Source organism: Streptomyces sp. NPDC001858 (assembly GCF_053594615.1).
This window is the reverse complement of record NZ_JBSFEV010000013.1, coordinates 31,401-52,089: the sequence shown is the minus strand read 5'-3', so window position 1 is coordinate 52,089 and position 20,689 is coordinate 31,401. Positions and strand designations below refer to the sequence as shown.

The 20,689-nt window shown below is 72.5% G+C and carries 23 protein-coding genes; 13 read left to right on the top strand and 10 right to left on the bottom strand.

What is annotated here, in order from left to right:
- Nucleotides 1-92 precede the first annotated feature (92 nt).
- Both ACWCPF_RS20445 and ACWCPF_RS20440 read left to right on the top strand, forming a co-directional pair.
- Nucleotides 93-314, top strand: a complete 222-nt coding sequence (locus ACWCPF_RS20445) for a helix-turn-helix domain-containing protein (protein WP_004002281.1) — start codon at nucleotides 93-95, stop codon at nucleotides 312-314.
- 119 nt (nucleotides 315-433) lie between these two features.
- Nucleotides 434-1,237, top strand: a complete 804-nt coding sequence (locus ACWCPF_RS20440; protein ID WP_451046458.1) for an enoyl-CoA hydratase/isomerase family protein — start codon at nucleotides 434-436, stop codon at nucleotides 1,235-1,237.
- Between the two features lie 94 nt (nucleotides 1,238-1,331).
- On the opposite strand, the gene ACWCPF_RS20435 is transcribed toward ACWCPF_RS20440, so the two are convergent.
- Nucleotides 1,332-2,048, bottom strand: a complete 717-nt coding sequence (locus ACWCPF_RS20435) for a nucleopolyhedrovirus P10 family protein (protein ID WP_451046457.1) — start codon at nucleotides 2,046-2,048, stop codon at nucleotides 1,332-1,334.
- A 96-nt stretch (nucleotides 2,049-2,144) separates the two neighbouring features.
- On the opposite strand from ACWCPF_RS20435, the gene ACWCPF_RS20430 reads away from it, so the two are divergent.
- From ACWCPF_RS20430 to amaP, 5 genes are read left to right on the top strand one after another with little or no spacing between them, the layout of a single operon-like run.
- Nucleotides 2,145-2,627 (top strand): Asp23/Gls24 family envelope stress response protein, encoded by a 483-nt coding sequence (locus ACWCPF_RS20430; protein ID WP_451046456.1) that lies wholly within the window; start codon nucleotides 2,145-2,147, stop codon nucleotides 2,625-2,627.
- A gap of 43 nt (nucleotides 2,628-2,670) precedes the next feature.
- On the top strand, nucleotides 2,671-2,856 hold the full coding sequence (locus ACWCPF_RS20425; RefSeq protein WP_351764570.1) for a hypothetical protein: 186 nt from the start codon (nucleotides 2,671-2,673) through the stop codon (nucleotides 2,854-2,856).
- A gap of 5 nt (nucleotides 2,857-2,861) precedes the next feature.
- Nucleotides 2,862-3,281: an Asp23/Gls24 family envelope stress response protein gene (locus ACWCPF_RS20420; protein WP_451046455.1), complete on the top strand. Its 420-nt coding sequence runs from the start codon at nucleotides 2,862-2,864 to the stop codon at nucleotides 3,279-3,281.
- Complete coding sequence (locus ACWCPF_RS20415; RefSeq protein ID WP_451046454.1) at nucleotides 3,278-3,925, top strand: DUF6286 domain-containing protein; 648 nt, start codon at nucleotides 3,278-3,280, stop codon at nucleotides 3,923-3,925. The genes ACWCPF_RS20420 and ACWCPF_RS20415 overlap by 4 nt, the downstream gene beginning before the upstream one ends.
- Before the next feature lie 5 nt (nucleotides 3,926-3,930).
- A complete protein-coding gene (gene amaP / locus ACWCPF_RS20410; protein ID WP_451046453.1) occupies nucleotides 3,931-4,509 on the top strand; it encodes an alkaline shock response membrane anchor protein AmaP in 579 nt (192 codons plus the stop codon).
- 24 nt (nucleotides 4,510-4,533) lie between these two features.
- Here the strand turns inward: amaP and ACWCPF_RS20405 are convergent, their stop codons facing one another.
- From ACWCPF_RS20405 to ACWCPF_RS20385, 5 genes are all read right to left on the bottom strand, one after another.
- On the bottom strand, nucleotides 4,534-5,289 hold the full coding sequence (locus ACWCPF_RS20405; RefSeq protein WP_451046452.1) for an SDR family oxidoreductase: 756 nt from the start codon (nucleotides 5,287-5,289) through the stop codon (nucleotides 4,534-4,536).
- 5 nt (nucleotides 5,290-5,294) lie between these two features.
- Complete coding sequence (locus tag ACWCPF_RS20400; protein ID WP_451046451.1) at nucleotides 5,295-7,082, bottom strand: glycoside hydrolase family 15 protein; 1,788 nt, start codon at nucleotides 7,080-7,082, stop codon at nucleotides 5,295-5,297.
- A gap of 192 nt (nucleotides 7,083-7,274) precedes the next feature.
- Nucleotides 7,275-8,066: an SURF1 family cytochrome oxidase biogenesis protein gene (locus ACWCPF_RS20395; RefSeq protein ID WP_451046569.1), complete on the bottom strand. Its 792-nt coding sequence runs from the start codon at nucleotides 8,064-8,066 to the stop codon at nucleotides 7,275-7,277.
- A gap of 115 nt (nucleotides 8,067-8,181) precedes the next feature.
- On the bottom strand, nucleotides 8,182-8,415 hold the full coding sequence (locus ACWCPF_RS20390) for a hypothetical protein (protein WP_451046450.1): 234 nt from the start codon (nucleotides 8,413-8,415) through the stop codon (nucleotides 8,182-8,184).
- A gap of 95 nt (nucleotides 8,416-8,510) precedes the next feature.
- Entirely contained in the window at nucleotides 8,511-9,521 is a 1,011-nt protein-coding gene (locus ACWCPF_RS20385) for a DEDDh family exonuclease (RefSeq protein ID WP_451046449.1), read from the bottom strand.
- A 287-nt stretch (nucleotides 9,522-9,808) separates the two neighbouring features.
- Here ACWCPF_RS20385 and ACWCPF_RS20380 point away from each other — a divergent pair, with 287 nt between their 5' ends.
- The 3 genes from ACWCPF_RS20380 (at nucleotide 9,809) to ACWCPF_RS20370 (ending at nucleotide 12,551) form a co-directional block, all read left to right on the top strand.
- Entirely contained in the window at nucleotides 9,809-10,525 is a 717-nt protein-coding gene (locus ACWCPF_RS20380) for a VIT1/CCC1 transporter family protein (RefSeq protein ID WP_451046448.1), read from the top strand.
- Between the two features lie 440 nt (nucleotides 10,526-10,965).
- Nucleotides 10,966-11,853 carry a sterol desaturase family protein gene (locus ACWCPF_RS20375; protein WP_451046447.1) on the top strand — a complete coding sequence of 296 codons (888 nt, stop codon included), beginning with the start codon at nucleotides 10,966-10,968 and terminating at the stop codon, nucleotides 11,851-11,853.
- Nucleotides 11,850-12,551, top strand: coding sequence for a lysoplasmalogenase (locus ACWCPF_RS20370; protein ID WP_451046446.1), 702 nt, complete (start codon nucleotides 11,850-11,852; stop codon nucleotides 12,549-12,551). The genes ACWCPF_RS20375 and ACWCPF_RS20370 overlap by 4 nt, the downstream gene beginning before the upstream one ends.
- A gap of 143 nt (nucleotides 12,552-12,694) precedes the next feature.
- On the opposite strand, the gene ACWCPF_RS20365 is transcribed toward ACWCPF_RS20370, so the two are convergent.
- The 3 genes from ACWCPF_RS20365 to ACWCPF_RS20355 form a co-directional block, all read right to left on the bottom strand.
- Nucleotides 12,695-13,582 carry a CopD family protein gene (locus ACWCPF_RS20365; protein WP_451046445.1) on the bottom strand — a complete coding sequence of 296 codons (888 nt, stop codon included), beginning with the start codon at nucleotides 13,580-13,582 and terminating at the stop codon, nucleotides 12,695-12,697.
- Nucleotides 13,583-13,805: 223 nt separating this feature from the next.
- Nucleotides 13,806-15,221, bottom strand: a complete 1,416-nt coding sequence (locus ACWCPF_RS20360) for a CoA transferase (protein WP_451046444.1) — start codon at nucleotides 15,219-15,221, stop codon at nucleotides 13,806-13,808.
- A 136-nt stretch (nucleotides 15,222-15,357) separates the two neighbouring features.
- Nucleotides 15,358-16,887, bottom strand: coding sequence for a S8 family peptidase (locus ACWCPF_RS20355; protein ID WP_451046443.1), 1,530 nt, complete (start codon nucleotides 16,885-16,887; stop codon nucleotides 15,358-15,360).
- Nucleotides 16,888-17,164: 277 nt separating this feature from the next.
- Between ACWCPF_RS20355 and ACWCPF_RS20350 the strand changes: the two genes are divergently transcribed.
- From ACWCPF_RS20350 to moaA, 3 genes are all read left to right on the top strand, one after another.
- Entirely contained in the window at nucleotides 17,165-17,521 is a 357-nt protein-coding gene (locus ACWCPF_RS20350) for a DUF485 domain-containing protein (RefSeq protein ID WP_451046442.1), read from the top strand.
- A complete protein-coding gene (locus ACWCPF_RS20345; RefSeq protein WP_451046441.1) occupies nucleotides 17,518-19,146 on the top strand; it encodes a solute symporter family protein in 1,629 nt (542 codons plus the stop codon). The genes ACWCPF_RS20350 and ACWCPF_RS20345 overlap by 4 nt, the downstream gene beginning before the upstream one ends.
- A 163-nt stretch (nucleotides 19,147-19,309) precedes the next feature.
- Nucleotides 19,310-20,299 carry a GTP 3',8-cyclase MoaA gene (moaA, locus tag ACWCPF_RS20340; RefSeq protein WP_451046440.1) on the top strand — a complete coding sequence of 330 codons (990 nt, stop codon included), beginning with the start codon at nucleotides 19,310-19,312 and terminating at the stop codon, nucleotides 20,297-20,299.
- A gap of 101 nt (nucleotides 20,300-20,400) precedes the next feature.
- Here the strand turns inward: moaA and ACWCPF_RS20335 are convergent, their stop codons facing one another.
- Complete coding sequence (locus ACWCPF_RS20335; protein ID WP_451046439.1) at nucleotides 20,401-20,622, bottom strand: hypothetical protein; 222 nt, start codon at nucleotides 20,620-20,622, stop codon at nucleotides 20,401-20,403.
- Between the last annotated feature and the right edge of the window lie 67 nt (nucleotides 20,623-20,689).

The following is a 20,689-nucleotide window of genomic DNA, read 5'->3' as shown; positions in this document are numbered from 1 at the left end:
ATGTCGCACGGACCTTGCCGAATGGGTGGCCATCGGGCCCCGGAGGGGTGATCATGAGGGGACCAGAGCGCACTTCCCATGAGGAGGCACGGGTGGCCGAGACTCTGAAGAAGGGCAGCCGGGTAACCGGCGCCGCGCGCGACAAGCTCGCGGCAGACCTGAAGAAGAAGTACGACTCCGGTGCGAGCATCCGGGCGCTGGCCGAAGAGACCGGCCGCTCGTATGGCTTCGTGCACCGGATGCTCAGCGAGTCGGGCGTCACGCTTCGTGGGCGTGGCGGGGCGACGCGAGGCAAGAAGGCTGCCTCGTCCTGACCCCCGGGCGGCCCGCCGGCTTCGATGGTGGCCACCCGGTCGTTCTTCCGATCGGCCGGGTGGTTACTGTGCAGTCACTTAGCTGACCGCTAGCTGACCGCACCCATCGGAGGCGCCCCATGGCCACGCCCGACCAGGAACTCGTTCCCCTGCTCGACAAGGACGGCGTACGGCTCACCGTCGACGACGCGCTCGCCACGGTGACGCTGGCCAACCCTGCCAAGCGCAATGCGCAGAGCCCCGCGATGTGGCGGGCGCTCGTCGAGGCCGGGCGGCTGGTGCCGGGCTCCGTCCGCGTGGTGGTGCTGCGCGGCGAGGGCAAGTCCTTCTCCGCGGGGCTCGACCGGCAGATGTTCACGCCCGAGGGGATCGAGGGCGAGCGGTCCTTCATCGATCTCGCACGCAGTGGCGACGCCGAACTCGACGCCGCCATCGCGGAGTTCCAGGAGGGCTTCACCTGGTGGCGGCGCAACGACCTCGTGTCCATCGCCGCCGTTCAGGGCCACGCCATCGGCGCGGGCTTCCAACTGGCCCTCGCCTGTGACCTGCGCGTCGTCGCCGACGACGTGCAGTTCGCGATGCGCGAGACCAGCCTCGGCCTGGTGCCGGACCTCACGGGCACGCATCCCCTCGTCTCGCTGGTCGGCTACGGCCGCGCGGTCGAGATCTGCCTGACCGGCCGGTTCGTGCACGCCGAGGAAGCGGTGAGCACCGGGCTCGCCAACCTCGCCGTGCCCGCGCCGGAGCTCGACGCGGCCACGCGCGAGCTGGCCGCGGCCGTCCTCGCGGCGCCCCGGGAGGCCGTCATCGAGACGAAGGCCCTCCTGCGCGGCGCGGCCGACCGCACCTACGACGACCAGCGCACCGCCGAACGAGCAGCCCAGTCCCGCCGCCTGCGCGACCTGGCCGGCATCGGCGAGTAGCGCCCCCCGCATGCCGGCATCCGCGTGACCGCGTCCGGCTGCCCGCCGGTGACAGCCCTTCGCGAGCCGACGGCAGCGGCTGTGCCCACGGCAGTCAGTTCGCTGCCGTCACCAGTACCGCGACCGTCGGGTGGTCCGGCAGTGCCTCTGCGACCGCCGTGCGGACCGCTCGGGTCACGGTCAGGGCCGGGTGGTCCGCGGCGACTGTGATCTCCACGCGTGCGTGGCGGCGCGGCAGCGCGGCTGCCGTGGTCGCCACCTGGTGCTCCTCGATGCGGACGGCCCGGCCGAGGACGCCGCTCGTGCCCGTCACGCCCGGCACGGACAGTGCCGCCGCGGCCGCGAGCGCCTCGTCCCCGCTCAGCGCGGGCCCGGCCGGTACCGGCGCCGGGGACTGTTCGGGCTCGGCCGCCGGGACCTCGTCCAGAAGCGCCGTCACCTCCAGGTCCACCTCCGACACCACCAGCCCCAGCCGGTCCGCGGCCGCCGCCAACGCGTCCCGCAGCCGGGAGGCCGCCGTCGGCAGCGGCTCGGACGGCCCGGCCGCGCACTCCGCCGTCACCCGCAACGGCCCCGGCGCCAGCCCGCTCGGCGGAACCGGCACCACGGACTCGAACTCCGCCTCCGCATCCGCCGGCCCCAGCCGCAGCGTGCCCAGCCGCACGCCCGGCACCGTCCGCACCGCCCGCCGCAGCACCGCCTGCGCCGCCGCCTCCGTGATCCACGCGCCGTCGCGCGGTCCGCCCAGCGGGAGCAGCCTGCCGAGGCCAAGCTGATTCCGTACCGCGCTCGTCCATCCGTCCGCAGTCATTGCTCCAGCCTGCCGCATCACCTGAGCGCGGTCGGGCAACCGCGCTTACCGTGGTTGAAGGGACGAGAGCCGAACCGGATGTGAGGACCTACGGCGATGACCGATCAGGCGGAACAGAACCGGACGCAGACCCCCGAAGGCGGCGCCGAGCCGCTGCAGACCCGCAAGGCCGTCAGGCGCGGCGGCGGGGCACCGGCGACCCGTGGGCGGACCACCATCGCCGACGGAGTCGTGGAGAAGATCGCAGGCCTCGCGGCGCGGGACGTGCTCGGCGTCCACGCGATGGGCAGCGGGCTCAGCCGCACCTTCGGCGCCGTGCGCGACCGGGTGCCGGGCGGCTCGAAGTCCGTGACCCGAGGAGTGAAGGCCGAGGTCGGCGAGGTGCAGACCGCGCTCGACCTGGAGATCGTCGTCGACTACGGCGTGGCCATCGCCGAAGTCGCGCAGGCCGTGCGGGAGAACGTGATCGCGGCCGTGGAGCGGATGACGGGCCTGGAGGTCGTCGAGGTCAACATCGCGGTGAGCGACGTCAAGCTGCCCGACGAAGAGGACGAGGAGCCGGAGCCTCGCATCCAGTGACGCACCTACGGCCGGGTGACCGGACCGTCGAGGGGAGAGCACGTTGAGCATGGCCGTGGTCGGCATGATCGCCGGCATGGCGCTGGGCTTCGCCGGGTACTTCGGCGGGTTCGGGGCCTTCTTGCTGGTGGCGGCACTGGGCGCCATCGGGTTCGTCGTCGGCCGGTTCCTGGAGGGGGACCTGGAACTCGGCGACTTCTTCCGCACCCGCGACGACCGCCGGCGGTGACGTCCGTGACCGAGGGCAGTGCGGGGGGCGACGCCGTCGGCACCGGCTCCACCGTCGTCCCGGCGGGGCAACGCGGCGCGACCCGGATCGCCGACCGGGTCGTGGCGAAGATCGCCGCTCAGGCGGCGCGCGAGGCGGTCGGGCCGCTGCCGCCCGACGCCGGGCGCCCGCACGCCAGCGTCGTCGTGCGCCCCCACCCCCCGTCGCGTCCGGGCGGCGGGACCTCCGTCGAAGCCGCGCACGTCCGGGTCCAGCTGGAACTCGACTATCCGACCGACATCGGCGCCCGTTGCCACGAGGTGCGTCGTCATGTCACCGAGCGGGTAGGCGCGTTGGTGGGAATGGAGGTTCCGGAGGTCGCCGTCCAGGTCGAACGGCTGCACCTGACCTCGGCCCCCGGCACGGTACACGGGAGGACGCGATGAGCGAGCCCGGAAGCTTGCAGGGCAGCAACAGCGGCACGGCGCCTGTTCTGGAGAAGGAGCCGCCGCCACCGGACGACCACCACCCGGGCCGGGGCGGGCCCGCGGGCCACCGCTTCTGGTCGGCGCGCCGCGTCCCGGCCGGCATCGTCGCGGTGGCGCTGCTCGTCGTCGCGGGCGCCTTCCTCTACGACGTCGCCGCCGTCCGCGCCGACCGGGAGGCCATGGCCTGGCGCAGCGAACTCGCCCGGCAGCTCGCCGAGCGCCCCCTCGACGACATCTGGGTGCTGGTCGGCGCCGGCGTCGCGGCGGCCCTCGGCGCCTGGCTGATTCTGCTGGCCGTCACCCCGGGGCTGCGGGACGTCCTGCAGATGGACCGCCCGCAGCCCGACGTCCGCGCCGGCCTCCAGCGGGCCGCCGCCGCGCTGGTGCTGCGCGACCGGGCCATGGAGGTCGCCGGCGTGCAGTCGGTACGGGTCCGGGCCGGCCGCCGCAAGGCCGACGTCCGCGCGGTCTGCCACTTCCGCGACCTGGACGACGTACGCGCCGACCTGGACGCCGTCCTCACCCACGCGGTCCGCGGCCTGGGCCTGACCCGGCCGCCCGCGCTCTCGGTCCACGTACGGCGACCCGGGAAGAAGGGGTGAGCGCGATGCCCGCGACCGTGAACCGCGTGCTCCTCGGCCTGACCGGACTGCTGCTGCTGGCCGTCGGCGGCTCGGTGCTGGCCGTCGGCCTGGGCGCCTCCCCGCCGTCCTGGTGGATCCACGACGGCCGCCACGACGTCCTCCTCAGCACCGCCGAACGCACGCGGTGGCGCGACGAGGCCTGGTGGTGGCCGACGGTCATCGCCGTCCTCGCCCTGCTCGTCCTGCTCGCCCTGTGGTGGCTGACGGCGGTCCTGCGCCGCCGTCGGCTCGGCGAGGTCCTCGTCGACACCGGCGACGGCGCGGGAGCCCTGCTGCGGGGCCGCGCCCTGGAGGGCGTGCTCACGGGCGAGGCGGGCCGGGCGGACGGCGTCGCCCACGCGCACGTGGCGTTGACGGGCCGGCGGGAGGCGCCGCAGGCACGGGTGCGGCTCCTGCTGGAACCCCATGTGGACCCGGCGACCGTCCTCGACGAGCTCACGGCACAGGCGCTGACGCACGCCAGGAACTCGGCGGCCCTGGAGGCCCTTCCGGCCGAGGTCCGGCTGAAGGCGGCCAAGCACAAGGCGGAAAGGGTCAGTTGACCGCCGCCGCCATCGAGGGGTCGGTCAGAACCCGTGCCGCATCCCGCCGTCCACCGGCAGCATGACGCCCGTCAGGTAGGAGGCGGCGGGGGACAGCAGGAACGCCGCCGCGCGGCCGAACTCCTCCGCGGTCCCGTAGCGCCGCAGCGGGATGCGGGACTCGATCGCGGCCCGGGTGGCCGCCGGGTCGGCCGAGAGCGCGTCCAGTTCGCGCACCCGGTCGGTGTCGATCCGGGACGGCAGCAGCCCGATCACCCGGATCCCGCGCGGCCCCACCTCGTCGGCCAGCGACTTGGCGAACCCCGCGAGCCCGGGCCGCAGCCCGTTCGAGATCGTCAGCCCGGGGATCGGCTCGTGCACCGAGGCCGACAGCACGAACCCGATGACCCCGCCGGCCTCCAACTCGGCGGCGGCCGCCCGCGCGAGCCGGACCGCGCCGAGGAACACCGACTCGAACGCGGTCTGCCACTGCTCGTCCGTGCTGTCCGCGACGAACCCGGGCGGCGGCCCGCCCACACTCACCAGCACCCCGTCGAACCCGCCGAAGGCCTCCCGGGCCGCGGCGATGAGCCGGGCCGCCGTCTGCGGATCGGCGTTGTCCACGGCGACGCCGACGGCGTTCGGCCCCAGCTCGGCGGCCGCCTCGGCGGCCCGCCGGTCGTCACGGCCGGTGAGCACCACCTTCGCGCCGTCCGCGACCAGCTCGCGCGCGGCGGCGTTGCCCAGGCCGCGCGTGGCCCCGGTGACGACGTACACCCGGTCCTTCAGTCCAAGATCCATGGCCCCTATCCTGCCTCCTCGCCGCCGAACAGGGCGAAGGCGGTGTGCACCAGACCGATGTGGCTGAAGGCCTGCGGGAAGTTGCCGAGGTGCCGGCGGGCCACCGGGTCGTACTCCTCCGCCAGCAGCCCCACGTCGTTGGCCAGGCCCACCAGTCGCTCGAACAGCTCCCGCGCCTCCTGCGTACGGCCCGTCATGTGCAGCGCGTCCGCCAGCCAGAACGAGCAGGCCAGGAAGGTGCCCTCGGCGCCCGGCAGACCGTCGACGGCCGCGCCCTCCGTGCTGTAGCGGCGTACCAGGCCGCCGTGCCCGAGCTCCGCGCGGATCGCGTCGACGGTGCCGACGACGCGCGGATCTTCCGGCGGCAGGAAGCCGACGCGGGGGATGAGCAGCAGGGAGGCGTCCAGGTCGGCCGAGCCGTAGTACTGGGTGAAGGTGTTGCGCGCCGCGTCGTAGCCCTGCTCGCACACCTCCTGGTGCACTTCGTCGCGCATCGCCCGCCAGCCCGCCAGGTCGCCGCGAAGCTCCGGGCGCTCCTCCAACGCGCGGACGGCCCGGTCGGCGGCCACCCACACCATCACCTTGGAGTGCACGAACTGCCGCCGGCCGCCGCGCACCTCCCACAGTCCCTCGTCCGGCTGCCGCCAGTTCTCGCTCAGCCAGTTCATCAGCGCGCACTGCACCGCCCACATGTGCGGCTTGGTCGACATGCCGGCCGTGCGGGCCAGCGACAGCGAGTCCATGACCTCGCCGTAGACGTCCAGTTGCAGCTGGTCCACCGCTCCGTTGCCGATGCGCACGGGCCGGGAGCCGCCGTAGCCGGACAGCCAGGGCAGGTCGCACTCGGGCAGCCGGCGCTCGCCCGCCAGCCCGTACATGATCTGCAGGTCCGCCGGGTCGCCCGCGACGGCCCGCAGCAGCCAGTCGCGCCACGCCTCGGCCTCCTCGTGGTAGCCGGCGGCGAGGGTGGCGCCGAGGGTGAGGGTGGAGTCGCGCAGCCAGCAGTAGCGGTAGTCCCAGTTGCGGATCCCGCCGAGCTCCTCGGGCAGCGAGGTGGTGAGCGCGGCGACGATGCCGCCGGTCGGGGCGTAGGTGAGGGCCTTGAGGGTGATGATCGAGCGCAGCACGGTGTCCCGGTGAGGCCCGCGGTAGCGGCAGCGGGCGGACCACGCCTGCCAGTCCTCGACGCTGACGCGCAGCGCCTCCCAGGGGTCCACCAGCGGCGGGCGCGTCTCGTGCGAGGGGTGCCAGGTCAGCACGAAGGCGACCGACTCGCCCTCGGCGACGGTGAACTCCGAGAGCGTGCAGAAGTCCTCGCCCCAGGTGCGCACGGCCGGTTCGCTGCGGAACCAGGCCGCGTCCGGACCGGCGACGGCCACCCGATGCCCGTCCACCCGGCGCATCCACGGCACGACCCACCCGTAGTCGAAGCGCAGGCGCAGGATGCTGCGGACGGTGACCTCGCCGCGCAGCCCCTCCACGACGCGGACGACGTCGGGGGCCTCGTCGCGCTGGGGCATCAGGTCGGTGACCCGGATCGCGCCCTCGGCGGTCTCCCACTCGGTGTCCAGGACGAGCGTGTCGGGCCGGTAGGCGCGCCGGGTGCAGGGACCCTCGACGTCCTTGGGGGCGATGCGCCAGTGGCCGTTCTCCTCGTCGCCGAGGAGGCGGGCGAAGCAGGCCCCGGAGTCGAAGCGGGGCAGGCAGAGCCAGTCGACGGAACCGTCCGTGCCGACCAGGGCCGCGGTCTGAGCGTCGCCGATGAGGGCGTAGTCCTCGATGCGGGGGTGCATGGCATTGCGAGTTCCCGGCGGACCGGGGCGGCAATCAGGCGTGCGGCCTGGCGAGTGACGCCAGGTTTACCGGCGCGCCGGCCCGCGGGCGAGGGCCGGGCGAAGTCGGCTGCGGTGCGGCAGCGGGCCAAGGGGCGCGGGGAACTGCGCGACCGGCCACGACGGCGCATCGCGGCACGTCCAGCGGAGCGCTCAGACCGTTGCCGGTTCGGTCTCTTCCTTCGGCTGGGCGGCCGCCTGCGCACGGTCGCGGGACTCGCGGCGGACCAGGATCACCCAGCCGACGGGGACGCCCACCGAGAACAGCCACCACTGGATGGCGTACGCGTAGTTCAGGGCCGCGTCCTCGTTGCCGGGCCGGCCGAGCAGCTCCGGGCTGTCGCCCTTCGGCTCGGGCGCGGTCTGCGCGATGTAGCCGCCGAGCACCTCGACGCCGAGGCGCTCGGCTTCCTGCTCACTGTTGATCAGCATGATCTGCCGGTCCGGCAGTCCCTTGAGGTCCTTGATGCCGCTCGCCGAGGTCGTCTCGTCGGGCATCAGCCGCCCGGTGACCGTGATCCGGCCGCTCGGCGGCGCGGGGATCTTCGGGAACGCGGTCTGGCTCGGACCGTCCGCGGGGATCCAGCCCCGGTTGACCAGCAGCACCTTGCCGTCCGTCAGGACGAACGGGGTGAGCACGTGGAAGCCGACCGTCTCGTCGGCGTTGACCCGGCGCCTGACGACGACCTCGTGCGCGGTGTCGAACGCGCCGGTGGCGGTCACCCTGTGGTACCGCTCGCTGCGGGTGACGGTGTGGCCCGGAGTGGTCAGCGTCTCCACGGGCACCGGCTCGGCGCCCAGGGCGTCGGAGACCAGTTGGTTGCGCGCGGTGCGCTCGTCGTAGCGATGCATCTGCCAGAAGCCCAGCCTGATCATCGTGGGGATGAGGAGGAGGGAGACCAGCGTGAGGATCACCCACTGCCGGGACAACAGGAAGCGGTACACCCCACGACCGTACAACTCGGTCGTGGGGCGCATCAGGCCGGGTACCGGAAGCAGGCCCTCCGGGGGCGATCTTCGGATGTCTCAGGGGCCGGGTCGGCTCATACTCCGGGTCAGCTCATACTCGGTCGATGATGCCCACCCTGCCCTCCGCGCGGGCGCAGTGCGCACCGCAGTACCAGTGCCCCTCGACCTCGACGCCCTGTCCGATGATCTGGACCCGGCAGTGCTCGCAGATCGGTGCCATGCGATGAATCGCACAGGAGAAGCAGTCAAAAACATGCACAGCGCCCTGAGCGTGGACTTCGAAGGTCATACCGTAGTCATTGCCGCATACTTCGCATCTCGCCATGCGGCACAGGGTGAGCCGTCGTTCCCGCGCGGGCGAGCGGGCGGCGGGCGAGTCGCGTGCCAATCACCCGTACGTACGGGTCGCCCCCGCGCGGGTCAGTCGTCGGCGCTCTCGACATCCCGCAGGAGCTGTCCGAAGGCCGCCTCGTCCACCACGGGCGTCCCGAACTGGCGTGCCTTCACCACCTTCGACGTGCCCGAGTCGGGATCGTTGGTGACAAGAAGGCTGGTCAGTCGCGAGATGCTGGTCGCCACATGCAGCCCCGCCTCGGCGGCCCGGTCCTCCAGCAGTTCGCGCTCGATCGAGGTGTCGCCGGAGAACGCGACCCGCATGCCCTGCTTGAGCGGTTTGTCGTCCTCGTACCGGCCGGGGTTGGGATACGGACAGGCGGGCCGCTTGCGGGACGGCCGCCAACTGCTCGGCCGATAGCTGCCGTAGCCGCCCTGCCCGCCGCCAAGACCGCTCGCCTGCCGGCCGATCACGGGCGCGGGCCGGTCGGACCACTCCGTCAGCGGCCGGCACTCCAGCAGCGGCAGCCGGACACCGCCCGCCGCGGCGGCCCGCAGACTGGGCCGGAACGCCTCCGCGAGCACGCGCGCGTCGTCCAGCGCGTGGTGCGCCCGCTGCTGGACGACGCCGAAGTGGGCCGCCAGCGACTCCAGCTTGTGGTTGGGCAGCGGCAGGCCCAGCTCCTTGGACAGGGCGATGGTGCACAGCCGTTGCCGCACCGGAGCCTCGCGCTCCGCGCGCGCGTACTCGCGCGCGATCATCTGCCAGTCGAAGACGGCGTTGTGCGCGACGAGCACCCGCCCGTCGAGCCGGGCGGCGAACTCCTCGGCCACGTCCTGGAAGAGGGGCGCGCCTTCCAGCACCTGGCTCGTCAGACCGTGTATCCACACCGGCCCCGGATCCCGCTCCGGATTGACCAGCGTGTACCAGTGGTCCTCGACCTCACCGCGCGCGTCCAGCCGGTAGACGGCGGCGGAGATGATCCGGTCGTCCCGGGCCAGGCCGGTGGTCTCCACGTCAACGACCGCGTACCCCTGGGGATACGCGGTCGGCCACTCCGTGGGGGAGGACGCTGTCGTCGTGTGGTCTTCGAGCATGGTCACTGAGGATACGGGCCCCCACCGACACCTTGCCGCACCTGCCCCCGACTCAGGCCGGGAAAGCGCCGGGAAAGCGCCGAGGGAGGGCCGGGGAAGGGCCGGGGAAGGGTCGGAGAAGCCGTCGGCGTCGTACGGGAGTTCGTGGTGCGCACGCGCGCGTGTGTGAGCGGCCGTCGACTGACGGCGGGGCAACTCAGGAAGGACCGTGAACGGTTGGCCGCGGAGGGGGTCAGGGCGAGGGTCGGTGCGGGACGCGTTCCCCCCGGGATGCCATCCTCCCAGCTGTGACGGAACAAACCCACGCAGAGGCTCACGACGGCTCGCTCGGATCCCGGCTGAACTGGCTGCGGGCCGCGGTCCTGGGCGCCAACGACGGCATCGTCTCCACCGCGGGCCTCGTCGTCGGCGTCGCCGGCGCGACGGACGACCGCTCGGCGCTGCTGACGGCCGGCCTCGCCGGTCTGCTCGCCGGGTCGATGTCCATGGCGGCGGGGGAGTACGTCTCCGTGTCGACCCAGCGGGACTCCGAGAAGGCCGCCCTCGCCCTGGAGCGCCGGGAGCTGCGCGAGCAGCCGGACGCCGAACTGGACGAACTGACCGAGCTGCTGGAGGAGCGGGGCCTGACCCGGGAGGTGGCCCGGGAGGCCGCCGTCCAGCTCACGGAACGGGACGCGTTGAAGGCCCACGCGCGCGTGGAGCTCGGCATCGACCCCGACGACCTCACCGACCCCTGGCACGCGGCCGTCGCCAGCTTCTTCGCCTTCACGGCCGGCGCCCTGCTCCCCCTTCTGGCCATCGTCCTGCCCCCGACGGACTGGCGCCTCCCGGTGACCGTCCTCTCGGTCCTGACGGCACTGACCGTCACGGGCTGGAGCAGCGCCCGCCTGGGCGCGGCCGCCCCCCGCCGCGCAATCCTGCGGAACGTGGGCGGCGGCGCGCTGGCGATGGGGGTGACGTATCTCGTGGGGTCGGTGCTGGGGGCGGCCGGGGTGGGGAACTGAGCATGGATCCTGGCAACAGGACCCACTCCCGCTCGGCCCATGGCAACGGTCAGGAGGAGGCAGGACGACGCGCTCCGGGACGGACCGTCCGCCGACGCGGCTGTCGGTACGGCGCTACGAAGCGGACGACGAGCGGGCCGTGCTCGACCTGGTCAACGCCGACCGGCTCACCGGCCAGCCCGAGACCACCCGGGCGATGCTCGCCGAGACCCTGGCCGGCCGGTCGCCCGTGGACGGTGACTGGTGGGCCGAACTTGAGGCGCCCGTGGCCACGCCCGCCGACGGCGTCGAGAGGGTTTCCGGCGATCGCCGGCGGGAAGTCGCGTCACCGCTTGGGCCGGCCATTGGCGGAGATCGCCAACAAGCAAGCGCATACCGCTGCGAATACTTGTGGGTAACAACGTCTAGCCGCAGCCCACCAGCGGTTCTACGGTGCCTGCATGCCGAACCTGCCCGATGTCGTGCTGTGGTCGATACCCGCCTTCGTGCTGCTCAACGTGGTCGAGGTGATCAGCGTCCGGATCCATCCCGACGAGGACGCGGCCGGATACGAGACGAAGGACGCCGTGACCAGCGTCGGCATGGGGCTCGGGAGTCTCGTCTTCGACTTCGTCTGGAAGATCCCGATCGTCGCGATCTACACGGCGATCTACGAACTCACGCCCCTGCGCGTCCCCGTCCTGTGGTGGACGCTCCCGCTGATGCTGCTCGCGCAGGACTTCTTCTACTACTGGTCGCACCGCGGGCACCATGTCATCCGCGTCCTGTGGGCCTGCCACGTCGTCCACCACTCCAGCGAGAAGTTCAACCTCACCACCGCCCTGCGCCAGCCCTGGACCACGCTGACCGTCTGGCCGTTCTACGTCCCGCTCGTCGCCGCCGGCGTCCACCCCGCCGCGCTCGCGTTCTGCTCCTCGGCGAACCTCGTCTACCAGTTCTGGATCCACACCGAGCGGATCGACCGGATGCCCCGGTGGTTCGAGTTCGTGTTCAACACGCCCTCCCACCACCGCGTCCACCACGCCTCCCAGGGCGGCTACCTGGACCGCAACTTCGGCGGCATCCTCATCGTCTGGGACCGGCTCTTCGGCTCGTTCGTGCCCGAGGTGGACCGGCCCGTCTACGGGTTGACCAAGAACATCAACACGTTCAACCCGATCAAGGTGGCCACGCATGAATACGTCGCGATCGTCAAGGACGTGAAGACGGCGGGCAGTTGGCGAGAGCGGGCCGGACGGGTCTTCCGCGGCCCCGGCTGGCAACCCGCGCCCGCGCCCGCACTCACGTCCGCGCCCGGCGCCCCGGCTGAGGAGCCCACGTCCGCGTGACTCGACCCCGGCCCCGACCCCGGTCCCGCGCCCTCGCCGTCTCTCCCGTCCTCCTCGTCCTCTTCGCGCTCGCCGCCGTCGTCGACCTGCTCAGCCTCGCGGTCGGCTTCGACGCCGGGCATGTCGTGGCCAAGCCGCTCCTCATGCCCCTCCTCGCCGCCTGGGCGGCCCTGCGCGGCGCACCCCGGCTCCTGGTCGCCGCCCTTCTGTGCGGCTGGGGCGGCGATGTCCTGCTCCTGTCCGACGCCGACCCCGCCTTCCTCGCCGGCATGGCCTCCTTCGCCGCCGGACACCTCTGCTACCTCGCGCTGTTCGCTCGCATCGGCCGCCCACGCGCGCGTGGCGCGCTCCTCGCCCCCTGCTACGCCACCGCCGCCCTCGCCACCGTCGCCCTGCTGTGGCCCGGCCTCCCATCGGAACTGCGCCTGCCCGTCGCCGTCTACAGCACCCTGCTCACCGTCATGGCGTACGCCGCCACCACCCGGCTCGGTCCGGTCGCCGGCGCCGGGGGCGTGCTGTTCCTGCTCTCCGACACGCTCATCGCGACCGGCGTCGCCGACTGGCCGCAGCCCCCGCGCCCCGACCTCTGGATCATGCTCACGTACCTCGCCGCGCAGTTCCTGCTGGTCCGCGGCGCCCTCGGCGAGCGACGCACGCCGGCGACGACGTACCGTGAAGTGCGCTCGACCACCCTCTGAGCGCACCGGACAGCACCGATCGCACGAGCAACGAGAAGGACCCTCGTCGGTCCGGGTGTCGTGCGCCTGTGATGAACGAGCGCACCGCCCTCAAGGTGATGGTCACCACCTGACGGTCGGTCCACCTGGTCAACAGATGAGCGTCAACCATTGATCGGCAACGGCAAGGCGGTCAACAACCCCGACGCCGCGACGACCACGCCCAGCGCGACGACCTCCACGCGCGCGGGGGAGCAGGCGGCCCGCGGGTCGGGGGCCCGCCGCAGCCGGGTGCGCGCCCACAGGGCGAGCAGGGCGACCGCGCCGACCAGCAGCACCTTGGCGAGCAGCACGCGCCCGTACGCCGTCGTCGTCAGCTCGTCGAGCACCGGCCCCGACGGCAGCCGGCGCAGCGAACTGCACAGCCCGGTCGCGGTGACCCCGGCGAACAGAACGGCCGCCACGCGCGCGTAGAGCCCGAGCAGTGCGCCGCCGGCCTCCGCGTCGTCCCACCGCCGGAGCGTGCGGAGCACGTTCAGCAGTCCGCCCGCCCACAGCGCCGAGCACGTCAGATGCACCAGCGTCAGCGCGGAGCCGATCAACGGCGTGTGCTCGGTCGGCGGATGCGCGCGCAGCGCCTCCGCCAGGACCACCACGGCCAGCGGCCACAGCTGACGGCCCGGCCGACGCGAGAGGGCGCACAGCCCCGCCACCGCGAACGCGATCGCCTCCAGCAGGGCCAGGACGCCGGACCGTGAGCCGTGGCCCTGCGGCGCGAGCTCTCCGGCGGTCGCCGCGGCCGCGAACCCCACGACGGCCGCGTACGGCGCCCAGCCGCCCGGCCGGCCCGGCGGGGCCCCGGGCACCCGCCGGGCCAGCCCGGCCGCGAACACCTCGCCCACCTGCACGCACAGCGCGGCGAACAGCGCCGCTCGCAGCAGCGCGACCACTGCGGAGTCCGGGGCCGCGGCCTGCCCGGTGCCGTGCGCGGCGACGGACGGCCCGAGCAGCGGGACCAGCGCGCCGAGTCCCACCAGGACGAGCACGGCCACGGCTCGGCCGAGACCGGGACCGGGACCGGGACGGGTACGGGTACGGCGTGCGGAGCCGGAACTGGAAACGGAACCGGAGTCAGAGCCGGAGCCGGAGCCCGAACTGGAGCCGGAGCCGGAGCCCGTTGTGTTGGTCGGTCGTATGAGCGCCATGGCGGGAACCTCACCATGCGTCTCAAAGTGGGGCAAATCGGTTCGGGTTGTCCCGACCCGTGGCGAGAGGTCAGAGCCAGCGCGCCGGATCGGCCCCCCAAGCCCCCGGCGGACGCGCCCAGTCGCGCGGCCCGCCGTCGAACGACACCGGCGGCAGGGCGTACCGCAGCCGCCCGAGGGGGCTGTCGGCCTCCGTGAGCCAGGGCCGCGGGTCCACGCGCGCGTCCCCGCCGGTCCTCGGGGCCTCCGCCTTGGTCGTCCCTTTGCCCTCGGCTTCGTCCATCCGGGCGTCCTCGGTCAGCCACGCCGCGGTCCGCGCCAGCGCCAGCCGCACGAACCGGCTGCCGCCGTCGCACGACTGCTCGGTCAGCGCCCGCAGTACCCCCGCCGCCAGCAGGTAGCCGGTGCCGTGGTCGAGGGCCTGCGCGGGCAGTGCGCCCGGCTGCTCGGCCGAGCCCTCGACGGTCGCGATGCCGGTGGCCGCCTGCACCAGGCTGTCGAAGCCGCGCCGCTCGCCCCACGGCCCGTACGCGCCCCACGCGGACACCTGCGCCACGACCAGCCCGGGCCGACGCCCGGCCAGCGCCTCGGGAGAGAGCCCGAACCGGTCCAGAGCGCCCGGCCGGTACCCGGTGACCACGACGTCCGCCGCCGCGAGCAGCTCCTCGAAGACGCGCCGGTCCGCCGTCGCCGTCAGGTCCAGCAGCGCCGAGCGCTTCGCGAAGCCCGTGTCGGCGTGCTGGTCGGGCAGCTCGGCCAGGTGGGGCGCGTCGACGCGCAGGACGTCCGCGCCCAGCAGGGCGAGGGTGCGGGTGGCGACCGGCCCGGCGAGCACCCGGGTCAGGTCCAGCACGCGCAGCCCGGCGGCGGGCAGCACAGGGACGCCGTCGAGCGGCGCGAACGCACGCGTGCGTGCCCCGTCCAGCCGGCCCCGCTCGACCAAGGGGCGCGCGGCGATCGCGGCGGCCTGCTCGTGCGCCGCCCACTCCTGGGGCGTGCGCAGCGCGACGGCCAGGCCCCCGGCCGCGTACACCGCGTCCTCCACCTCCAGGGCGGAGCGCTCGCCGAGCGCGGCTGCCACGGTGGCCGGGTCGGCGTCCTCGGGCAGGCCCAGCGCCTTCAGCAGCCGCGCGCGGTGGTGCGGATAGTTGGCGTGGGTGCGCACCCAGCCGTCGGCCGTCCGCCAGAACCGGGACAGCGGGGCGAAGAGGACCGGCGCCCGCCCGTCGACCAGCATCTGCCGCTCGCTGGTGAACGCGGTGGCCACCGCCCCGTCGTCCACCCGCACCGCGGGGACCTCCGCGAGGGCGGCCCGTCGCGCCCCCAGCTCGGCGCCGGCCAGCGCGCACGCGCCCACGCAGGCCCGCGCCAGCTCCCGCACGGGGAGGCGCGCAGGCAGGGCGCCCTCCCGGACGACGGTCGACACGCGCGCGAGAAGGGCGGGATCGCCGCCCAGTTCCGCCCAGACGAACTTGATCTGAGTCATGATTTCATTGTGCAGTATTGATCCAATCAATGTATGTGATCAATATGGTGATCGATGCATGTGTCCCCTGGACGCGACGAAGGGCCGGACGGATGATCCGCCCGGCCCCTCGCGACGTGCTACTGCACGGCGCGTGCTACTTCACGGCGCGCAGCGCGTTCACGACGCCGAAGCCGAAGAAGCCGTTCACCCGCTTGCCGCCGACGCAGGTCGCGTCCACGACACCGTCACCGTTGCCGTCGTACGGCTCGGTCGGGCAGCCCGGGTTGTTCGCCTGCGCCTTGAGCAGCGCCTGCAACTGGGCCGGGGTCGCCCACGGGTGCGTCGACTTCAGCAGCGCGGCCACACCGGCCACGTGCGGGGACGCCATCGAGGTGCCCTGGAGGAAGCCGTACGCGTTGTTCGGCATCGTCGACAGGATGCGGCCGTTGGCCGACGGGGTGTCCGGTATCTGGTACCGGTCGCCGCCCGGAGCCGCGACGTCGATCGCGCCCAGGCCGTACGTGGAGTAGTACGACTTGGTGCCCTTGACGCCCGTCGCGCTCACCGTGACGACACCCGGCAGCTGGGTCGGCACGTCGAAGCACTCGTGCGGGTCGATCGTCCGCTCGACCGGCGTGGAGTCGTCCGGGCTGGAGGTGTCGACCAGGGAGTCGGCGTCCAGGTCGTGGTTGGAGTTGCCCGCCGAGGCGACGTTGAGCGTGCCCTTCTTCTGGGCGTACAGCTGGGCCCTGTTGACCGCGTCGACGATCGCCTTCTGGTCGGGGTCGTCCATGCAGTTGTAGAGCCACGGGTCGACGTAGTAGCTGTTGTTCGTGATCTCGACGCCGTGGTCGGCTGCGAACACGAAGGCGCAGACGACGCTCTCCGGGTAGAAGAGGCCGTCCTTGGGGTCGCTCACCTTGATGCCGGCGACCTTCACCCCGGGCGCGACGCCCGCCACGCCGATCCCGTTGCGGGCCGCGGCTATCTCACCGGCGACATGCGTGCCGTGGTAGTCGTCGACGGTGTACGGGCGCCACGCGCCCTCGCTGGTGTCCGCGACGCCGCCGACGCAGTTCGCCGACTGGGACGCGGAGAAGTTCGGCGCGAGATCCGGGTGGGTGTCGTCCACGCCGGTGTCGATCACGCCGACCGTGACCTTCTTGCTGCCCGGGTTGATCTCGGCGGCCTTGTCGGCGCCGATCGCGCGCAGGTCCCACTGGTCGGCCTCGAGCGGCTCGCTCTGGCCCGCGGCGTCGGACGCCTTCTCGATCTTCGCGGCCTGCGCCTGCGACAGGACCTGTGCGGCGCCCTCGTCGGTCGTCCCGGCGAGGCTCAGCGGCGCGGTACGGGTCGCGCCCGCCGACTGCACGCCGCGCACCGCGCGTATCTGCGGGCCGAAGTCGGGGTTCGCCGAATGGACGACGAGCACGCCGATCTTGTCGTAGGCCGCGACGACGGTGCCGCCGGCCGAGGCGATCGCCTTCTTCACCGAACCGATCGTGCGGTGGTCCACCTTCGTGTTGACGACGTACGCCAGGGTTCCGGCGTCGGCCGTCTGGGTGGCGGACGTCGTGACGGGGGCCGCGGTGGCCGCCGTCGGCAGGAAGCCGAGGGAGGCCGTCAGCGACAGCACGACGGGCACCGCGAGAGCGAGGCGGCGTCTGGAAGGCAGATGAGCCATGGGGTCTCCACATCATCCGGAAACGGGACCTGTCCCAAGTGCAGGTGCCGCATGGGCAGGTACATGACGGGTGGTGCTGTGCCGAAGCTATCTCCCGGACTCGCTGGCCAGCAATGACCTTTGGGGACGACTTCCGAAAGAGCCTCAGGGCGGCGACTTCCGAAAGAACCCGATCGAGTTGAACCGCCCCTCGCGCGCCGCCGTGCCCTTGTGCAGGGAGCCCGTGCACGATCGAGCCCCCGCCCGACCTGCCACCTGCCAGCACGAGGAGACTTTCGTGGCCACCGAGACACCGCCCCCTTCGAAAGCCCCTACCCAACTCCCCTCCAGCGAGGAGTTCGTCGCGGTGCAGGAGAGCGCGGAGTTCGGTGAACTGCGCAGCGCCTACCGCGGCTTCGCCTTCCCGCTGACCATCGCCTTCATCGCCTGGTACCTGCTGTACGTCCTGCTGTCCAACTACGCGGGCGATTTCATGGGCACCAAGCTGTTCGGCAACATCAACGTGGCCCTCGCCCTGGGCCTCGGCCAGTTCCTCACCACGTTCCTCATCGCCTGGTGGTACGCACGCACCGCCGCCGCCAAGTTCGACCCCAAGGCCGAAGCCATCAAGTCCCGGATGGAGGGCGGCGCATGAGCCCCGCACAGCACACCACCCTGCTCGCCGCCGGTGAGGCCGGCGAGCACCGCACACTGATCATCACACTGTTCGCGGTGTTCGTCCTGGCGACCCTCGTCATCACCGTCTGGGCCGGCCGCCAGACCAAGGACGCCGCCGACTTCTACGCCGGCGGCCGCCAGTTCACCGGCTTCCAGAACGGCCTCGCCGTCTCCGGCGACTACATGTCCGCCGCGTCCTTCCTCGGCATCGCCGGCGCCATCGCCCTCTTCGGCTACGACGGCTTCCTGTACTCCATCGGCTTCCTCGTCGCCTGGCTGGTCGCCCTGCTCCTGGTCGCCGAGCCGCTGCGCAACTCCGGCCGCTACACGATGGGCGACGTGCTGGCGTACCGCATGCGCCAGCGCCCCGTCCGCACCGCCGCCGGCACCTCCACCATCGTCGTCTCGATCTTCTACCTGCTGGCCCAGATGGCGGGCGCGGGCGTGCTGGTCTCGCTCCTGCTCGGCATCACCAGCGACGGCGGCAAGATCGGCATCGTCGCCCTGGTCGGCGTCCTGATGATCGTCTACGTGACGATCGGCGGCATGAAGGGCACCACCTGGGTCCAGATGGTCAAGGCGGTCCTGCTCATCGCCGGCGCCCTGCTGCTCACCTTCCTGGTCCTGCTGAAGTTCGACTTCAACGTCTCGGACCTGCTCGGCTCGGCCGCCTCCAACAGCGGCAAGGGCACGGCCTTCCTGGAGCCCGGCCTGAAGTACGGCGCCACCGGCACCACCAAGCTGGACTTCCTCTCCCTCGGCATCGCCCTCGTCCTGGGCACCGCCGGCCTGCCGCACATCCTGATCCGCTTCTACACCGTGCCCACCGCCAAGGCCGCCCGTAAGTCCGTCATCTGGGCCATCGGCCTGATCGGCTCCTTCTACCTGATGACCCTCGCCCTCGGCTTCGGCGCCGCCGCCCTCATCAAGCCGGATGAGATCATCGCGTCCAACAAGGCCGGCAACACGGCCGCACCGCTCCTCGCCCTGCACCTCGGCGGCGTCGACTCCAACTGGGGCGCGATCCTGCTGGCCACCATCTCGGCGGTCGCCTTCGCCACGATCCTCGCGGTCGTCGCCGGCCTCACCCTGGCGTCCTCGTCGTCCTTCGCGCACGACATCTACGCCAACGTCATCAAGAAGGGCCAGGCCTCCGAGAAGCAGGAGATCAACGCGGCCCGCTACGCCACTGTCGGCATCGGCGCCGTCTCCATCCTGCTCGGCGCGCTCGCCCGTGACCTGAACGTCGCCGGCCTGGTCGCGCTCGCCTTCGCGGTCGCCGCCTCGGCCAACCTGCCGACGATCCTCTACAGCCTCTTCTGGAAGCGGTTCACCACCTCCGGGGCCCTCTGGTCGATCTACGGCGGCCTGGTCACCGCGGTCGGCCTGGTGCTGTTCTCGCCGGTCGTCTCGGGCAAGCCCTCCTCGATGTTCCCGGACGTCGACTTCCACTGGTTCCCGCTGGAGAACCCCGGCATCATCTCGATCCCGGTCGGCTTCCTGCTGGGCATCGTCGGCACCCTGCTGTCGAAGGAGGAGCCCGACACGAAGAAGTTCGCCGAGCTGGAGGTCCGCTCCCTCACCGGCACCGGAGCCCACTGAGCACCTCCCATCAGCCACGCTCCCCCCGCGGCCGCGTCGTAGCTCCCTACGACGCGGCCGCGTCTTACCTCGTGGGATCGGGCTCTTTCGATGTCAGTGACGTCACGTAGGCTCGCAAGTGACGGAGAAACACAAGCGATCTGCTGCGAGGGAGGGGGCCCACGTGCTCATCGACACCTACGGCCGAGTGGCCACCGACCTGAGAGTCTCGCTGACCGACCGGTGCAATCTGCGCTGCACCTACTGCATGCCCGAAGAAGGCCTGCAGTGGCTGGCCAAGCCCGACCTCCTCACGGACGACGAAATCGTCCGCCTGATCGACATAGCGGTCTCCAGGCTCGGCATCGAGGAGGTCCGCTTCACGGGCGGCGAGCCGCTGCTGCGCCCCGGCCTGGTCGGCATCGTCGAGCGCGTCGCGGCCCTCACCCCCCGCCCCCAGATGTCGCTGACGACGAACGGCATCGGCCTGCGCCGCACCGCCGCCGCCCTGAAGGCGGCGGGCCTGGACCGGGTCAACGTCTCCCTCGACACCCTGCGCCCGGACGTCTTCAAGAGACTGACCCGCCGCGACCGCCACAAGGACGTCCTCGAAGGCCTCGAAGCCGCCCGCGAGGCAGGCCTCACCCCGGTCAAGGTCAACTCGGTCCTGATGCCGGGCCTGAACGAGGACGAAGCCCCGGATCTCCTGTCCTGGGCCGTGGCGAACGACTACGAGCTGCGCTTCATCGAGCAGATGCCGCTGGACGCGCAGCACGGCTGGAAGCGCGACGGCATGGTCACGGCCGGCGACATCCTGGCCTCCCTGCGCACCCGCTTCGACCTCACCCCCGAGGGCCGGGACGAACGCGGCTCGGCCCCGGCCGAACGCTGGCTGGTGGACGGCGGCCCCCACCGCGTGGGCGTCATCGCCTCCGTCACCCGACCGTTCTGCGCCGCCTGCGACCGCACCCGGCTCACGGCCGACGGCCAGATCCGCACCTGCCTCTTCGCCCGCGAGGAGACCGACCTGCGAGCGGCCCTGCGCTCCGCCGCACCCGAGGAGGAGATAGCCCGCATCTGGCGCCTGGCGATGTGGGGCAAGAAGGCGGGCTCCGGTCTGGACGACCCGAGCTTCCTCCAGCCGGACCGACCGATGTCGGCGATCGGCGGCTGAGGGCTCCGCCGGAAGCGCTGCGATGTGCCGTCGTTCCGCTGCGGCGCCGTCGTGGCCGGTCGCGCAGTTCCCCGCGCCCCTTCAGGGCGCTGCCGAACCGCTCAGCCCTGCGCTTCAGGCGCTTCCCACTCCGTAAGCGGGACGACGTCCTTCAGGAAACCCCGTACCCCGAGGAACTGGGAGAGATGCTCCCGGTGCTCCTCGCATGCCACCCACGTCTTGCGCCGCTCCGGCGTGTGGATCTTCGGGTTGTTCCAGGCGAGCACCCACACGGCGTCGACGCGGCAGCCCTTCGCGGAACAGATGGGGGTCTCGTCAGTCACAGAACCGTCTCACGTGTGCGCACAAAAAGGCGACGCCGAGCAGCCACGGGGGGAGCTGCCCGGCGTC

Coding starts and splice junctions, on each gene's coding strand:
- ACWCPF_RS20440 (WP_451046458.1), top strand. CDS start 434: ATGGCCACGCCCGACCAGGAACTCGTTCCCCTGCTCGACAAGGACGGC.
- ACWCPF_RS20385 (WP_451046449.1), bottom strand. CDS start 9,521: ATGCTCGAAGACCACACGACGACAGCGTCCTCCCCCACGGAGTGGCCG.
- ACWCPF_RS20430 (WP_451046456.1), top strand. CDS start 2,145: ATGACCGATCAGGCGGAACAGAACCGGACGCAGACCCCCGAAGGCGGC.
- ACWCPF_RS20390 (WP_451046450.1), bottom strand. CDS start 8,415: ATGGCGAGATGCGAAGTATGCGGCAATGACTACGGTATGACCTTCGAA.
- ACWCPF_RS20355 (WP_451046443.1), bottom strand. CDS start 16,887: ATGGCTCATCTGCCTTCCAGACGCCGCCTCGCTCTCGCGGTGCCCGTC.
- ACWCPF_RS20360 (WP_451046444.1), bottom strand. CDS start 15,221: ATGACTCAGATCAAGTTCGTCTGGGCGGAACTGGGCGGCGATCCCGCC.
- ACWCPF_RS20375 (WP_451046447.1), top strand. CDS start 10,966: ATGCCGAACCTGCCCGATGTCGTGCTGTGGTCGATACCCGCCTTCGTG.
- ACWCPF_RS20405 (WP_451046452.1), bottom strand. CDS start 5,289: ATGGATCTTGGACTGAAGGACCGGGTGTACGTCGTCACCGGGGCCACG.
- ACWCPF_RS20400 (WP_451046451.1), bottom strand. CDS start 7,082: ATGCACCCCCGCATCGAGGACTACGCCCTCATCGGCGACGCTCAGACC.
- ACWCPF_RS20435 (WP_451046457.1), bottom strand. CDS start 2,048: ATGACTGCGGACGGATGGACGAGCGCGGTACGGAATCAGCTTGGCCTC.
- ACWCPF_RS20415 (WP_451046454.1), top strand. CDS start 3,278: ATGAGCGAGCCCGGAAGCTTGCAGGGCAGCAACAGCGGCACGGCGCCT.
- ACWCPF_RS20345 (WP_451046441.1), top strand. CDS start 17,518: ATGAGCCCCGCACAGCACACCACCCTGCTCGCCGCCGGTGAGGCCGGC.
- amaP (WP_451046453.1), top strand. CDS start 3,931: ATGCCCGCGACCGTGAACCGCGTGCTCCTCGGCCTGACCGGACTGCTG.